The organism is Sphaerochaeta sp. S2, assembly GCF_016406725.1.
Taxonomy (GTDB): Bacteria; Spirochaetota; Spirochaetia; order Sphaerochaetales; family Sphaerochaetaceae; genus Sphaerochaeta.
This window is the reverse complement of record NZ_JAEKNT010000183.1, coordinates 1-14,500: the sequence shown is the minus strand read 5'-3', so window position 1 is coordinate 14,500 and position 14,500 is coordinate 1. Positions and strand designations below refer to the sequence as shown.

The following is a 14,500-nucleotide window of genomic DNA, read 5'->3' as shown; positions in this document are numbered from 1 at the left end:
GATTGGAGACTGGAACACTCATTGATGAGGGACCAGGTGATAACGGTTAAGAAAGGGAGGGATGCCACTGGAAAATAGGCAATAGTGAGTATTTTCGAACAGTACCAGAATAGGGAATTCCCACTACCATTTTATCCAATTTCTCTTGACCAAACACACCCGCCAGACTCATAGCATCAGAAATCAGGCAAAGCCTTTCTGTACCAAGTGAATCAATCGTCAAGTCAATCACTGATGGATGCACATGCACTTCGTCGCAAACGAGTTCATACGTGGCATGACTGTATTCACGGACAAACGGCATGGCCGCCAAGCCTGGACGTTTGTGATCTATACCGCTCATCGCATTGAAGAGGTGGGTAAGATGATTCTTTTCCCTAGGTTTCAAGGCGTCCAGGGGACAGTCACTATGGCCATAGGCCACAACAATGTTGTTCTGTTCCAAGATACTCGTGAGCTCCTCACTGCCTTGCAGTTCAGGAGCAATGGTCATGGAGGTGACAAGTGGCCTCTTTCCATACTTGATAGAAAGAATCCTCTCCAGATATTCCTTGTCAAAGGCCCTGATACCTGAAGGGAGAATGCCGCCCCTTTTCTCAGGTGCGATAAAAGGGCCTTCGACATAGACCCCAAGCAGATAGGATGAGAGGAAAGCACTCTCCTCCATTGCTTTTTTGATCTGGCCCAAAAGTTCCAAATCCATGACAACTGCAAGCTGGAAACTCGTGATTCCCTTCCCTGCAAGAAACAGGGCCATGCCTTCCAGGTTTTCCTGTATATTACCCCTGGTTGAATCAAAGCCACCACAGCCATGGATGTGCATATCGACCAGACCTGGACCCACTAGATTGCCCTTGGCATCAACCTGAACGAGATGCTGAACCCTCTTTTGATCATGCTTGCCAACATACGTGATAATCCCCTGCTCCACCACTATGGTGGCATCAGGCAGCAGAGCTCCATCCGTATAGGCCAAGGCATTGGTTATTGCATAGTTACTTTCATAATGAACCATTTGCTACTGCTCCAAATCATAGATTTCTTGGTGCTCATCACATACCTGGAGATTCAACTTCTTGCTTTATCATCAAATCCTTCAATCTTAGAGATACAGGCACAGGAGGATCACCTTACTATAAGAATTAAATTTATCATCGATATCAGGCATAATCGTCATCTTTCCCACAGAATCCGGTGCTTTAAACTTCTGAAAGCGTGATATCACGAGGTTAAGACTTAAAAAAGTCCTTTTTATGTTGCATAAAGCATTGGCACACCCATAACTTCGCGACAGTAAGGTTCATGAAACGAATGTCACGCTTTACAAGTATAGCATGACAATTCGTACTCATAGATATGGTTTCCAGAAAATTATCATATCAGTTGTACCATTATTGTAGTATACTCCGATTATGGTTCTACTTCATTGTGAGACTTGCATCCTATGGCTTGGAGGTCGATAAATGAATAGTTCTGAAGCATTTTCCAATATGTATCCCATTGATGAGAGGGATCTATGGCAAAAGAATCAAAGGCTTATTGCTGATTTGAAGCAATCCTTCCTCTCCTTGGCATCAAATGAGACCGAGAGAGAATATGTTCAAGGAATTAACGCTGATGGATTCTATCCATATTATACTCATCAAAAGGTGAAGATCCTTTTTATTGCGAAAGAATCTTTGGGCTTATATGGGAAAGATTACATCCAAGCGGTATTCGAAGGAATACAAGCAAATGATCCAAGAGGGAATAGAGAATGGAATGAGTGCCATCCTGATAATCCCTACACTAAGGTTATCACTAATAATTCTGATCCCTTCCTATCAAAAATGCTCTATATTACTTACGGTTTGAATAATGAATGTTGTCCATACGAAGATATTCCTTGGGCTTCAGATATTGGGCAACAATTGTTTGGTAGAAAAGAGGGAATAATTGGGACAAGTAGTGAAAGTGGTATTAGTTATGCTTTCATGAATTTTTCAAAATTTGACAACCCTTCAGAGGAATCATATGCAGCGGACAAGTACCGAATGCAGACGTACTTTGAGATGGCTAAGAAAAGTAGAGAAAACTGGTTTGCAGAACAAATTTCGCTCCTCAATCCAGATCTTATTATCGAAATGAATATTGGTCGTGAGAATTCCGATAGTTTGGGAACCAAGCCTATCGAATGGATAGAAAATGAGAATGAAAACTTCTGGGCTGGCTACCTTCCAATCGAGGATCAGAAGTATCTCATTTTTGAAACTTGGCATTTTTCAAGACCTGGAAAAAGTTTCAATACATATTTCTATCCCTTCATTGTTGATGCATGGAAAAGATACGGAAAATAAATTTTTACTCAGCAAGAGCTCATCTTGAAGTAATTAATATTAGGATGGAAAAGAATGGCTATATCAGATGTCTCGGTAAAGAATGACTGGATACAGGTATTCAATGAGAAAGGGAAAAAAGTATCAGAGATGACCGTTACAGGTAAGAAAATCCAAGGAGTAGCGTTAGATTTCTTTGTGGTAACTCATGGAGACTGGATACAAACTTATGATGAAAAATGTAAAAAGATCAACGAAATGACTGCTACGAATAAGATTGTGAAAAGTGCATCAGGGACGACTTTCATTGTTAAATCAGGGTCATGGATTCAGACGTATGATAGAAATTGTAAGAAGATTAGCGAGAGACCTGGTAGCTGAATACCTAGGAAAAGGACGAAGTACTAATCTGATTCAGTTATGCTTTAGTTAACACTTTTATAAGAGAAAACACGCACTTTTAGACAATTTCTCCTCAATCATAGTATTGATGCAAGCAACTATACTACAGTGATACCACTGGGAACCTCATAATACTAAAAACTTTTCTATGCTTCGATACCGATTCTAAAGAAAGTGATAGATAAGCACGTTTCTTTCAGTCAGCACCACCTTACAGCAACACTGCCTACAACCAAGGTGCGGTACGTACAAACCCTTCACAGCTCAGCAGGCACTGTATCTTGGCCCAATCCCTGCATCATCGCAATCAATACTGGTCCTGCCAGCAATGAGTAGAACTCCTGCCCTACATCCATAGTATGTTGAAGGTAGTAGGAACTGTCAAGTAAAGCGATGTATTGCTTCACGTTAAACTTTCTCGAATATGAATTCTCCCACTCATACCGCAAATGTATTAATCCAGTAGGGGGAACGCTATGGTTTAATGGAATGAAGAGTTGCTACATAGACCAAATGCTTTATGAACCAAATTAAAATAAATCACTATGTGTTCCAGTCCTTATCAGTTTTAGGATAAGTGTATCTTGTACTATCTTATATACAAGCAACCAATCCGGTTGGACATGACATTCTCTCATCCCCTTATAGTCCTTTGAGTTGACGAGAGGATGATCATGAAATGATGATGGTAGTGGTTGTTCATTACAGAGAAAAGTAATTACCTCTTCCAACTTTTTAGGGTCACAACCTCTTTTTACTGCCTTTCTGTAGTCTTTCTTGAACTGTCCAGTGAATGAAGGCTTAAGCATTATTTAGTGCATCCATCAGGCTTGAAACACTATCAAACGGGCCGTGCATGTCCTTTCCTTCCTCAGCTGATTTCATTGCGGAGAGAGTCACATCATTGGGGGTAGGTAGAACTACCTCAAAGGGAAACCCACTATGGTGAATGGCCTGTCGTAAAAAAACATTGATTGCGGTAGTCATGTCCATACCAAGCTCAGAAAAAATCATCTGCGCTTCTTCCTTAACTTCCCGATTCATACGGATTGTCATACTGGTATCGGCTTTTCCTGCCATAGTATTGGCCTCCTAACGTCTAGAAATACAATCAAATTGTACTACACAGAATGTCTATTGTAAATACAATGCACATATAAGTGGTTTTTTCTAATTGGATAATTGTATAGTAGAAGCATAATCACCAAGAAAAACACGACCATCTTCCCTATATATCTGCATTCATCCCTCCTACTACTCACTCTTACAGAGGTATGTGAATCAGAACAGTAAAGCCATTGCCTTCTTGTGATGAAAACCGCACCTGGCCGCCAACCTGGTTAATTCTCTCTCTAATACCTCTCAGCCCATTGCCTTCCTGTAGCTTGGCACATCCTTTACCGTTGTCATGGCTCTGTATCCTAAGGGTATTATCATGGCATTCCATGGTGAGTTCCATGCTGCTAGCCTCTCCATGCCGTATGCTATTGGTAATAAGCTCTTGGATAATTCTGTAGACGGGTATCTTAAGATCGTCAGAGAGGTCTTCAGGAAGGTCTATATCACCTTCAATATAAAAGTTGTAGCTGTCTCGAGCTTCTTGTATCAACTGGTGTAAACATTCAGAGAGTGACAGCTCTTCAATGCCCAATGGGTTCAGTGCTTTTATAGCCCTTTTCACATCATTGAACCCAGATCTTGTAATCTCTTGACTCCGGATAATCGCTTCCAGTGACTTGTCGGAATTCTTATCGATGAGTTTTCTGGCAACTTCCAGCTGTATTATTGCACCGGTCAGGGAGTGTCCAAGTGTGTCATGGATCTCCCTGGCGATGCGGCTACGCTCCTTCAATATACCCGCTTCCTCAAGTTGCAGGGTCTTGCCTTTGAGTTCTCTCATAAGGTAATGGAGTTGATTATTCTGAATGAGCTGTCTCTTGGCAAAATAGAACGTTGCCGTGACAAAACAGTACGTCACGGTGTTGCTCAAAATATAACCGGCAATAAAGTTTCCATCCAAGTATCCTTGGGCTGCCTTGAACTTGAAAAGAGCCACCGCCTGATACACGATAAGTGGCACCCAGAAATAGATGCTATTATACCTAAGACTGTATTCAATGATCACCAATGCTACCGTGAGAAGTACGATGAACCCGTAGTCCTCAGAAACAGAGAGATAGTCTTGTCCTATGATGAGGATAGCAAGAACATAGGGCAAAGTACCACGCAGCACCTTGAACCTCTTATGAGGCAAATAGTGTATCCCCATCATGATGACAAGACATGCCGTCAAGATACTCGCTATTGGAAGATTCCCAGGGTTTACCCGTACGATGGCAATAACATATAACAAAAATGCCAGGAGAAGCCCGAGGAATATACTCTCTTCAATGTTCCGGTTCAATTGTGGTCTCAAGCCATGGGCTCTTTCGGCTCTCGCTCTCTTCTGGAATGCAAGAAGGTAGGCTATTATTCCCGGTAAGCTGAGTAGCAAAACTGCAACCCAAAAAATCTTGGCATTTTTTGAAAGTTCATTATTCCCCAGACATTCAGGTATCAACCTGTACTGGAGTATGACTTGAAGCGTGAGAATAAGCAGTAATGCGGGAAGGATATACCAAAAAATCATCCGGTACTCCCTCCGTCCCCCATAAGTCCATTGTCTATAGCAAACGACATCAGTTTGGGTCGCCCCTTTATTCCAAGCTTGTCATAGAGTGCGGTTATGTAGTTCTTGACTGTCCCCAAGGATAAACACAATGCATCTGCTATCTCTGTATTGTTCAAACCACGTGCAACAAGCTTTAGAATATCCATCTCCCTTGTGGTTAAGACTTCACCATTTTCAGTTCGTAATACTTTTGCGTTTTTCTCGTATTACACCCGTATTTCCTACAATCTTCTTGGTGATGAGATGGTCCAGCACAGAATTACCAATATGGACGTTCCGTACTGCAGCTGTTAGTTTTTCCGCAGTAAGGTCCTTCAGCATATAGCCAGAGGCACCATTGCCGATGGCTTTGCTAATGTATTCGTCATCGTCGAAAGTTGTCAGTATCAATACCTTGGTATCGGGAAATTTCTCAGTTACGTGCCCAGCGCATTCCACCCCGTTCATGACAGGCATCCTGATATCCATGAGAATCACATCGACAGGCTGCTTTTCCAGTTCTTCCAGAACCTTTTGCCCATTATCGACAATCTTCACCACTTCCATATCGTCTTCCACCGACAAGAGAGCACCTAAGCCTTGTGCAACTATTGCCTGGTCATCTGCGATCAACACCCGAATCTTGTTTATGTCTTCTCCATACTGACAATATCCACCACACCTTCCTACTGCTTCAACGTAGTACAGCCAAAATTGCCTGGATTAGGCTCCAACGTTTCTTCTTCCCCTCAGCATTGACCTTATACAGAACATATTCCGTATCGAGCCCTTCTTTGCTACAAACACTGTGGATTGTATGGTATTCCGCTGTTTCATATCCTAGCATAGGATTCTCCTCAACACCTCACTTAGACTACCCGTAATCTCAGTAATTTCCTGTGGATGACTCAAGGTAAAGTCAGCCACTAACAAGTATTCCGGGCAAGAGCAGGATATCCTGCACCTCCAACTTGATATAAGTGGAGAAAGTCATGTCTTAGTCATGAAAAAGTCATGTTGATACTGTGATTGCCTTAATAGTTTAACTAGACGTGATTTTTGCTCTTGTCCTCGTGAGGGTTTTAGGCCCATATATGATGACTATGGCTAGAGCTACCAATACCAAGACCACAACGGTTATATACAGTGGCATAAGACTGTCTCCAGCCTTCATAGGCAGTATGGGCAAAAGACCAACTGTGGCATTGCTCGCAGCATGGAATAGGTGCACCAAGAGTAAACTGCCACGGGTATTGTTATAGATCCAAGTAAGGATGACCGCGAGCGCCACATCCTGAAGGATGAAAAGCAGAAAGGGAATATGTGCATGAAAATCGCCTTGTATGAGGAAAAGAGGGAGATGCCAAAATCCCCAGAACAACCCAATGATCAGGCTGGAAGAGAGTGCACTGTACTGTTTTTGCAACCGGGGAAGAAGGAATCCCCTCCACCCGAATTCTTCCCCAGTCACACTGAAGAACAGGACATATAGAAAAATCACGGGAATGAGGTACCACTGTCCAGGGTCGTTGGTGTTCACCACTTCTCCCCCTGTCAGTCGGTAGATGCCCAAGGATAACAATATGGCGCCCAACGTACTGAAAAAGCTGAAAACATACCAGAAGATGTGCACCTTCCAGATGAGAACCTTGGTTAACAATTCTTTTAGGCCACTTCTTCCTTTGGAGATACCGGTGATCAGGAGAGCAGAGATAGTTGGGCCGAAACTTCCGAGTCCTTTGAGCCAACCCTGAGTGAAGATCACAAAAGGCATCCAGATCAGCCAAGAAATCACGTAGGTCCCAACCAGAAACGCCAATACCTCATTATCTTTCAGTATCTCTTTACATTTCTTCATAACACCTTCCGTTGTAGTGATACTGTACCAAGAATAATACTACAGTACACCCCAGAAACCTCTCTCGGTTATGTGATTATGCTTTTTCCCTTCGTGGTTAATGAAAGGAACCCAACAAGCCTCCTTTGACGGGAAAACGTGTTGGGTTCTCAGAGAATCTTGATTATTGAGTACTTCTCTCACTCCATGTGGCTAGTGCACTTTTTACATGAGATTATTGGGAATCCACATCACAATATTTGGAATATAGGTAATAGCAAACAAGAGTGCTATCATGACAGCTATCATTGGGATTATTTCTCGTATTACCCCACTTATCTTTGCTTTTCCTAAGCCTGAGACTATAAACAACAGCATTCCAAAGGGTGGTGTAGAGTGTCCAATCATCATATTCAAACAGATGACAACGCCAAAATGAACCAAATCAATGCCAAAGGCATTTACCAAAGGGAGTACCATTGGGACAAAAACCAACTGGATGGTGCTGACATCAAGCACACAACCAAGCAGCAGGAACACAATATTGACAATAAACAGGAAGATATATTTATTCTCTGTAAGTCCCATAACAAAAGCTGCAATAACCCTTGGGACTTGTTCCAGAGATATAATGTAGGAGAACAACATCGAAGAACCTGCCAGCAATGCCAAGGTAGCAGTGTTAGCCGCACTTTTCTTTATGATCTTCCACATCTTCTTCGGCCCTAGGTTGTGATAGATGAGTATTGAGATGAGTATTGCATATGCAGAAGAAAGAGCACCAGCTTCTGTTGGAGTCACAACACCAAGGTAAATACCTCCAAGCAACAATATCACGGTAAAAAGTGCAGGAAAAGCCTCAAGAGTGACCCTCAAAAACATTTTGAATACCATCTGCTCCCCACGAGGATATTTCCTCTTAAAGGAGATAACAGCAACAAAAATTCCGAGCAATGAGATTTCTCTGTAGCGTTTCAGTTTAAGACAATATTTCCTATACATTACTGGTAGCAATTTTTTTTCTGTAATAGAAACAGATGTTCCTAGCTCAGGAACAATTTGGCAATTTTGTTCCTGCCTTAGGAACAATAGCATTTTCAGACAAGAATGCTCAAATTACATACTTCCTAGAAATATCCCTTACAAATTCATCCACTACCCAATTGGCATATTATTAAAACTGGAGTATACCTCACACAGGAGAGAAGAAGTGCGTAACAAGGAATGGGAACCAAAGCTCTTTACCCTTATAAAAGAGGGGATTGGGAAAGAACAGATCAAGAAAGACATCATTAGTGGAATCATCGTTGGGGTAATAGCCCTTCCCCTTGCAATCGCGTTTGCCATTGCCTCTGGAGTATCACCTGAGACCGGACTGTTGACTGCAATCGTGGGAGGACTCATCGTCTCCCTCTTTGGAGGGAGCAGAGTCCAGATCGGAGGCCCAACCGGTGCCTTCATCGTCATCATTGTCTCCATCCTTACCACCCATGGTATGGAGGGACTCCTTATTGCGACCTTCCTTGCAGGAATCATCCTGATCCTCATGGGTCTCTTCAAGATGGGCTCCCTGCTCAAGTATATTCCCCAGACCCTTATCACCGGCTTCACCGGTGGTATCGCAGTCTTGATCTTCATGACCCAGATCAATGATTTCCTTGGGTTGCCAGAGAAAGATATTCCTAGCGAATTTCTGGAGAAACTCGTCTACTATGCAAGCAATATTCATCTCACTGACCCTTGGTCACTGACAGTGGGGCTTGCAACCATAGCCATCATTCTTCTCCTACCAAAACTTACCAAGAAGATTCCTGCTGTCTTTGCTTCCCTGGTACTGGTTACCCTGCTGACCTCAATACTCGGGGTTCCTGTGGAGACCATCGGAGACCGTTTTGGTGTGATAACCTTCCAGGTTCCCGAGCTCACGTTCTTCACGATCAACCAAGAAGTAATCACGACCCTGCTGCCTGCTGCCTTCTCCATCGCCCTCCTCGGTGCACTGGAATCCCTGCTCTCAGCCGTCGTTGCTGACAGCATGATCGGTGGACACCATAGGTCGAACATGGAACTCATCGCCATGGGATTAGCAAATACCGCAGTCTCCCTGGTTGGAGGAATTCCTGTAACTGGTGCAATTGCAAGAACTGCAGCAAATGTGAACAACGGTGGTCGTACCCCAATTGCCGGTGTTGTGCATGCCCTCACCCTCCTGTTCATCTACCTGGTAGCAATGCCTGTCGTCAAGTTTGTCCCGATGGCTGCCTTGGCAGGCATCCTTATCATTGTTGCCTGGAGGATGAGTGAGATCCATGTATTCCTCAGTAGTCTGAAGGTGAACCGGTATGAGTCTGCTGTCCTACTCACTACCTTTATACTCACCCTGTTGACCGACCTTACCATCGCTATTCCGGTAGGATTTATGCTGGCTGTGATCCTCTTCATGAAGAGAATGGCTGACGGAGTGGAACTGAGCCCCTTGATGTACTCCAAGGTCGATGACCAGTTGATCTTCTCCCAAGAGCTTGGGGAGTATGACAAGAGGATACGGATTGTGGAGATCAACGGCCCTATGTTCTTTGGGTCGGTATTCCATCTCTTGAACATTGAAGAGAAACTCGATAAAGGCTACAAGATTCTTATCCTTCGTTTCCGCTATGTGCCCATCGTAGACTCGGATGGAATAGCGAAGCTGAGGGTACTTCTTTCCGATATGAAGAAAAAGGAAATACAGGTACTCTTCAGTGGTCTGAACGACAACCTGAAGGAGAAATTCCTGAAACATCATCTTATAGAGGAATCCTCCATCTTCTCGAACATTGAAGAGGCAATGAGAAGTAGCCATGAGAGGTTGAAGTAGCGCTTCTCGACAATCCAATGAGAGTCAGACAACCACCGGCTCCGGTCCCTTCTGTGACCGGAGCCCAATAACTTCATGTTCATTTCAATTGTCTATCGTTTCCACCAAGGAAGTGGACCATCATCCACAGGATATTCATCGAGACTCCATGTCTCTCTCCATTCCACGAACGGTCTATCATCAAGGAACCGGATTGGAAGCCAAATATAGGTCGCTTCTCTGGTCTCAGCCTCTTGCTGCCCATCAATATTTGTGGTTTTTGCCATCCAACGATCACCGATGGCTATATACAAACCGTAGCGAGTAGGATGCTTGAATACTGAACTGAATTGACAATCAAAACTAGTAAGCTTCTCATCATCGATACAGAAAGATCCCTGCTGTGTATAAGGTCCATGGGGAAGCAGTGCAACCATGGCTTCTGTTGGGTTTGGGTTATATCCAGTAGTCCCACTACTGATCATATGATACCTATCTCCCCTTTTAAAGAAACAGGGAGCTTCTCGAGCAAGAGGGGGTTCAGTCCGGGGACAATGACTTGAGTAGTATCCGCTCACATCCAGATAATCATCGGTCAAATCTGCTATGACCAGTTCAGTATGCACCCTGTCAGCTATGAAGTAGCCTTTCCCGTCCCGCTCATCAACCCAGAGATCAAAATCCCCAGTTTCCATACCCAGTGGGCGTATCGTTTTTATTAGTGTGAATGGCTTATCCATACTGCTTGAGGTAGCAATACCCATGTATTGGGTCATCCAATCAGTAGGATCTTCTTGTGTCCCGGCAAACTTGATCCACATCACAAATGTATCAGTCCGTTTGTTATATACAATATGGGGTCTATCCATGATCCGGGAAGGATGCATCGGGTGATCAGGATCATCCGATACTACTAGGATGGTTCCCATATCTGTCCAATCATAGAGATTCTCTGATTGGTAACATCTCACCCCGTTATGCCAGTTCTTTCCTCTTGGAACATAATTGGATTTATCTTCTCCATACCAATAATACACCCCTTCGTGATGCAACACAGAGCCTCCGTGTGCTTGAATGAGATTTCCCTCGGTATCTTTCCAAGGTTTGCCTGGCTTAAATACATGTGTGTCCATACTAAAATGTTACTCCTAATAATTATTCTTACGTTGTTTCTAGCATATGGTGCTTGCGGAATTCTGACGGGGTCATGCCGGTATGTTTCCTAAAAATCCGGCTAAAATAGTAAGAGTCTTCATACCCCACAGAAGCCGCAATAGCCTTTATATTCATGGTTTCCAAACGTAGCAATAGAGCCTTCGCCTCATGTATCCTGCATCTGATGAGGTACTCATTTGGAGACTCCCCGATATATTTCTTAAAAAGAATACAGAGATATGAATAGTTGAACCCGAACGATTCTGCCAGATCCTGGATTCGTATCCGCTCACTATAGTGGCACTCAAGATATGTTTTCATTTGAATCATAAGCCCTTGGTTGTCATACCCTTCCAATTCCCCTCGCTGTGTATAGCCTTGTTCGAGTAATTCAAACAGTTGCTTTTGAAGGGTTTCATAACTCACTGAGTTCCCAAATGCTATATCCAGCATCATTGTCAGGTCAATTGAGTGTTCAGGATAGGACAATGTGGTGAAAACCATTCTAATCAAACTCAATAAATAACGCTGGGACAAAGAACGCTCTTCGCACCGTTTCAAGATTGATTCGATCAGTTGCTTTGATTCTCCCAGCCTTTGTTTTGTATGCTGCAAGAGTGAAAATTCTTCATGAAATTCAGACTGAATATCTATGTTCTCTGGTGTTGCATCGTGAGAAAACAGGCTTGAGCGTCCAAAAATGCTGAGTCCATATAATGCCTGGGAAAGCCGTTGTTCATACATACGAAGTTGTGCTGAATCCAACAACTCTGGGTAATACACAAGCGTAGTGGGAACTGCTCCTGCCCTTTCCAACAACCTCCGGTAGAGGGCAGGGAATACCGTGCTTGGGGACTCTTTAGCATCTTCAATTACCAGCAGATATTCATTGTGGTACCGTCCAGGTACTACAAAAAACTCCTGGGATGAAAGTAATGGCCTGAGAATCTCTTCCAGTTCCAACTGGTTGGGAAAGTCCAAGGAACATTCAAAAAGATTCGATCGAGAGAAATGATATGAACCAAAACAGATGCTTGCAACAAGTAGAGGGGTATTTGTTGGAGAGAGCGTTTTTTCAGAAACAGAAAGCATCTCCTCAAAGCACTGCTGTTTCCTCGTATGTTGAGCAACAAGCAGTTTAGGCTTGATGTTATTGAGGAAGACATTGAAGGAGGACTTATCAAGAGGTTTTACCAAGTAATCAAGCACTTGCAGCTGTACGGCTTTTTTTGCTTTTTCGAACTCACTATACCCACTAATGATTACCAATGGAGTAGTGTCCTGCTCCTCCCTTAATCTCTCGGCCATCTGGATACCATCAAGAATAGGCATACTGATATCGATACAAGCCATATCAGGTTGCAAACGTTTGATAAGTTGATATCCTTCTTCACCATTGGTTGCGCTACCCACTACGGCAAAATCGGAATCACTCTCAGAAAATAATCGCTGAATACTCCTGATGATGATTGGTTCATCATCAATAATAACTACACGTATCATTGACAACCTGCCTCATTCCCTTCCACCCACAGCATCACGACACTCCCTTTGGAGGGCTTTGCATCTGTAATACGCAAAGAAAATCGTTCCTTATACTGCAACCGTAATCGTATATAGATATTTACCAGCGCCATATCATGCGCTTTCAACTCCTTGTAGTCCAATTTATTCCCAATGATTTGATCGATGTTCCGAAAGAGCAGGTTCAATTCACTGAGCACTGTTGGAGAGAACCCTGGCCCATTATCTTCAAGCCTGATATTCCACCCATCAGAGGCTACGTTGCACGCAATCTGGATGCGATAGGGGGGATACGCATTCTTGAAACCATGAGTGAAAGCATTTTCCACCAATGGTTGCAGTATGAGTTTTGGTACATATATTTGGTTTGTATCTCCTTGTACATCTATTGAATACGAGAAAAAATCTTCAAATCGCCACGTCATAAACTCCATATATGTCCGTACATTGTCAATTTCATTTGCAAGGGTGGTCTCCCCTTCATTCCCACTACTGGTATAACGAAATAGTTCACTCAGTTGCCGACACATGACAGGGACCTTCTCTGCTCCTTCTTCTGAAGCAACTGCACTGATTGCGGTTAAGGAGTTGAACAAGAAATGGGGGTTAATTTTTGCCTGGAGTGTCATAATCCGAAGATTCAGTTCTGTCTCATTTGCAATGAGAAGTTTATCTGCTGACTCCCTAAGCCTTGAAACAAGACGAAGAAAGGTTTGCTGTATCTCACTCACTTCCTGCAAACTGCATTCATGGATGGTTGGTTCTTCATAGAGAGAGAAACTGTCAATATCTTCTATCAGCTGTTCCAGTGGCAGGGTTACCCTGTTGACGATGATGATCATGATGATAAATATACAAGCAGTGAGTGCTAGGAACAGAGCAAGTAATTGGAAGATCAAGGTACGCAGTGGAGCGTTATAAAGCGACTCAGGCTGGATGAGAAACACATCCCACCCAACAGACGACAAATTTCCACTGGCCAGCATATATGAACCATCACTCAATTCAATTGGAACAATATCCTGCTCAGCATCTATGCGCTGCACTTCTTGTAATCGTACGATATCTTCGCGACTTCGTTCGCTCGTCGCATGAATCGTATTACCCTCTCCATCGATTACCAGAAAGGAGAGACCTGTTTCAGATTCTGTAATTGCAAAGATTTCTTCCAAATAGGAAGCAGATTCCATCACCTCTATCGTCCCTAACTTGATGAATCCAAAATTGGTACCAATGAAAGGACGAACCAAGGAAAAGACTTTCTGCTCCTGTATTCCTCCCCAATAATCCTGATGAGGTGGCAAAATAGTAAAATTCTGATCTTCATCCACCCTGTACATATCCCACGAAGATACCTCCTTGGTCCGCGAAACAGTGGGTGTATACCGTAGTCCCAAATAGGTGGAATCACTGAAGATACTCACATTCTGAGCTTGCGTATTGGGTGAGTTGAAAGCCCAAAGAATATCCTGGGCGATTTTCTTCTGTTCAAGGTTATGTTCAAAGTAATTACGATCTGTGTAAGACTGCCTATTTGCATTGAAGAACATCTCTTGCAGGGTATTGCTCGCCAGCAACTGGGTAGCAAGAGTATCCATACGGTAAATAACAGTATCCAACAACTCTATTGCATTGTTGATTCGCTGTTGCACATATAATTCTGACTGTGCCCTTCTGTCTCTCATATACGTTGCCGAGATAAGTAGCGTAACAAGAATGATTACCAGAAGCAGGTACATCAATATGAGAGAAATCAAGCGTGATCTTATGCTGTTGAACAT

General features: G+C 43.2%; 14 protein-coding genes and 1 pseudogene. 3 read left to right on the top strand and 12 right to left on the bottom strand.

What is annotated here, in order from left to right; genetic code table 11:
- Positions 1 to 46: 46 nt before the first annotated feature.
- Positions 47 to 1,015, bottom strand: a complete 969-nt coding sequence (locus JF818_RS04955; RefSeq protein WP_198890861.1) for an amidohydrolase family protein — start codon at positions 1,013 to 1,015, stop codon at positions 47 to 49.
- A gap of 448 nt (positions 1,016 to 1,463) precedes the next feature.
- On the opposite strand from JF818_RS04955, the gene JF818_RS04950 reads away from it, so the two are divergent.
- Positions 1,464 to 2,336: a hypothetical protein gene (locus JF818_RS04950; protein WP_198890860.1), complete on the top strand. Its 873-nt coding sequence runs from the start codon at positions 1,464 to 1,466 to the stop codon at positions 2,334 to 2,336.
- A gap of 54 nt (positions 2,337 to 2,390) precedes the next feature.
- Positions 2,391 to 2,696 (top strand): hypothetical protein, encoded by a 306-nt coding sequence (locus JF818_RS04945; RefSeq protein ID WP_198890859.1) that lies wholly within the window; start codon positions 2,391 to 2,393, stop codon positions 2,694 to 2,696.
- A gap of 278 nt (positions 2,697 to 2,974) precedes the next feature.
- Here JF818_RS04945 and JF818_RS04940 read toward each other — a convergent pair whose 3' ends face one another.
- The 8 genes and pseudogenes from JF818_RS04940 to JF818_RS04905 all read right to left on the bottom strand — a co-directional run bounded on the left by JF818_RS04940 (position 2,975) and on the right by JF818_RS04905 (position 8,206).
- A complete protein-coding gene (locus JF818_RS04940; protein ID WP_198890858.1) occupies positions 2,975 to 3,124 on the bottom strand; it encodes a hypothetical protein in 150 nt (49 codons plus the stop codon).
- A 123-nt stretch (positions 3,125 to 3,247) separates the two neighbouring features.
- Positions 3,248 to 3,526 carry a type II toxin-antitoxin system YafQ family toxin gene (locus JF818_RS04935; RefSeq protein WP_198890857.1) on the bottom strand — a complete coding sequence of 93 codons (279 nt, stop codon included), beginning with the start codon at positions 3,524 to 3,526 and terminating at the stop codon, positions 3,248 to 3,250.
- Positions 3,519 to 3,797 carry a type II toxin-antitoxin system RelB/DinJ family antitoxin gene (locus JF818_RS04930; protein WP_198890856.1) on the bottom strand — a complete coding sequence of 93 codons (279 nt, stop codon included), beginning with the start codon at positions 3,795 to 3,797 and terminating at the stop codon, positions 3,519 to 3,521. The genes JF818_RS04935 and JF818_RS04930 overlap by 8 nt, the downstream gene beginning before the upstream one ends.
- A 184-nt stretch (positions 3,798 to 3,981) precedes the next feature.
- The gene (locus tag JF818_RS04925) at positions 3,982 to 5,346 is read right to left on the bottom strand and encodes a sensor histidine kinase (RefSeq protein WP_198890855.1); all 1,365 of its coding nucleotides are present in this window, start codon (positions 5,344 to 5,346) and stop codon (positions 3,982 to 3,984) included.
- Positions 5,343 to 5,540, bottom strand: a pseudogene (locus JF818_RS04920) (response regulator transcription factor); the annotation flags it as partial. The pseudogene JF818_RS04920 and the gene JF818_RS04925, both read right to left, overlap by 4 nt.
- Before the next feature lie 22 nt (positions 5,541 to 5,562).
- A complete protein-coding gene (locus JF818_RS04915; protein ID WP_198890853.1) occupies positions 5,563 to 6,003 on the bottom strand; it encodes a response regulator transcription factor in 441 nt (146 codons plus the stop codon).
- 406 nt (positions 6,004 to 6,409) lie between these two features.
- Positions 6,410 to 7,225 (bottom strand): CPBP family intramembrane glutamic endopeptidase, encoded by an 816-nt coding sequence (locus JF818_RS04910; RefSeq protein ID WP_198890852.1) that lies wholly within the window; start codon positions 7,223 to 7,225, stop codon positions 6,410 to 6,412.
- Positions 7,226 to 7,429: 204 nt separating this feature from the next.
- Positions 7,430 to 8,206, bottom strand: a complete 777-nt coding sequence (locus JF818_RS04905) for a TRAP transporter large permease (protein ID WP_198890851.1) — start codon at positions 8,204 to 8,206, stop codon at positions 7,430 to 7,432.
- A 208-nt stretch (positions 8,207 to 8,414) separates the two neighbouring features.
- On the opposite strand from JF818_RS04905, the gene JF818_RS04900 reads away from it, so the two are divergent.
- Positions 8,415 to 10,061, top strand: a complete 1,647-nt coding sequence (locus JF818_RS04900) for a SulP family inorganic anion transporter (protein WP_198890850.1) — start codon at positions 8,415 to 8,417, stop codon at positions 10,059 to 10,061.
- Positions 10,062 to 10,153: 92 nt separating this feature from the next.
- Here JF818_RS04900 and JF818_RS04895 read toward each other — a convergent pair whose 3' ends face one another.
- The 3 genes from JF818_RS04895 to JF818_RS04885 all read right to left on the bottom strand — a co-directional run.
- On the bottom strand, positions 10,154 to 11,173 hold the full coding sequence (locus JF818_RS04895; protein WP_198890849.1) for a family 43 glycosylhydrolase: 1,020 nt from the start codon (positions 11,171 to 11,173) through the stop codon (positions 10,154 to 10,156).
- A gap of 28 nt (positions 11,174 to 11,201) precedes the next feature.
- On the bottom strand, positions 11,202 to 12,698 hold the full coding sequence (locus JF818_RS04890; protein ID WP_198890848.1) for a response regulator: 1,497 nt from the start codon (positions 12,696 to 12,698) through the stop codon (positions 11,202 to 11,204).
- The coding region (locus JF818_RS04885; protein WP_233066228.1) for a sensor histidine kinase at positions 12,695 to 14,500 on the bottom strand (1,806 nt) is incomplete at its 5' end. The genes JF818_RS04890 and JF818_RS04885, both read right to left, overlap by 4 nt.

What these genes read in the sequence shown, in the direction of transcription:
- JF818_RS04955 (WP_198890861.1), bottom strand. Translation starts at nt 1,015, where the DNA reads ATGGTTCATTATGAAAGTAACTATGCAATAACCAATGCCTTGGCCTAT.
- JF818_RS04950 (WP_198890860.1), top strand. Translation starts at nt 1,464, where the DNA reads ATGAATAGTTCTGAAGCATTTTCCAATATGTATCCCATTGATGAGAGG.
- JF818_RS04945 (WP_198890859.1), top strand. Translation starts at nt 2,391, where the DNA reads ATGGCTATATCAGATGTCTCGGTAAAGAATGACTGGATACAGGTATTC.
- JF818_RS04935 (WP_198890857.1), bottom strand. Translation starts at nt 3,526, where the DNA reads ATGCTTAAGCCTTCATTCACTGGACAGTTCAAGAAAGACTACAGAAAG.
- JF818_RS04930 (WP_198890856.1), bottom strand. Translation starts at nt 3,797, where the DNA reads ATGGCAGGAAAAGCCGATACCAGTATGACAATCCGTATGAATCGGGAA.
- JF818_RS04925 (WP_198890855.1), bottom strand. Translation starts at nt 5,346, where the DNA reads ATGATTTTTTGGTATATCCTTCCCGCATTACTGCTTATTCTCACGCTT.
- JF818_RS04910 (WP_198890852.1), bottom strand. Translation starts at nt 7,225, where the DNA reads ATGAAGAAATGTAAAGAGATACTGAAAGATAATGAGGTATTGGCGTTT.
- JF818_RS04905 (WP_198890851.1), bottom strand. Translation starts at nt 8,206, where the DNA reads ATGTATAGGAAATATTGTCTTAAACTGAAACGCTACAGAGAAATCTCA.
- JF818_RS04895 (WP_198890849.1), bottom strand. Translation starts at nt 11,173, where the DNA reads ATGGACACACATGTATTTAAGCCAGGCAAACCTTGGAAAGATACCGAG.
- JF818_RS04890 (WP_198890848.1), bottom strand. Translation starts at nt 12,698, where the DNA reads ATGATACGTGTAGTTATTATTGATGATGAACCAATCATCATCAGGAGT.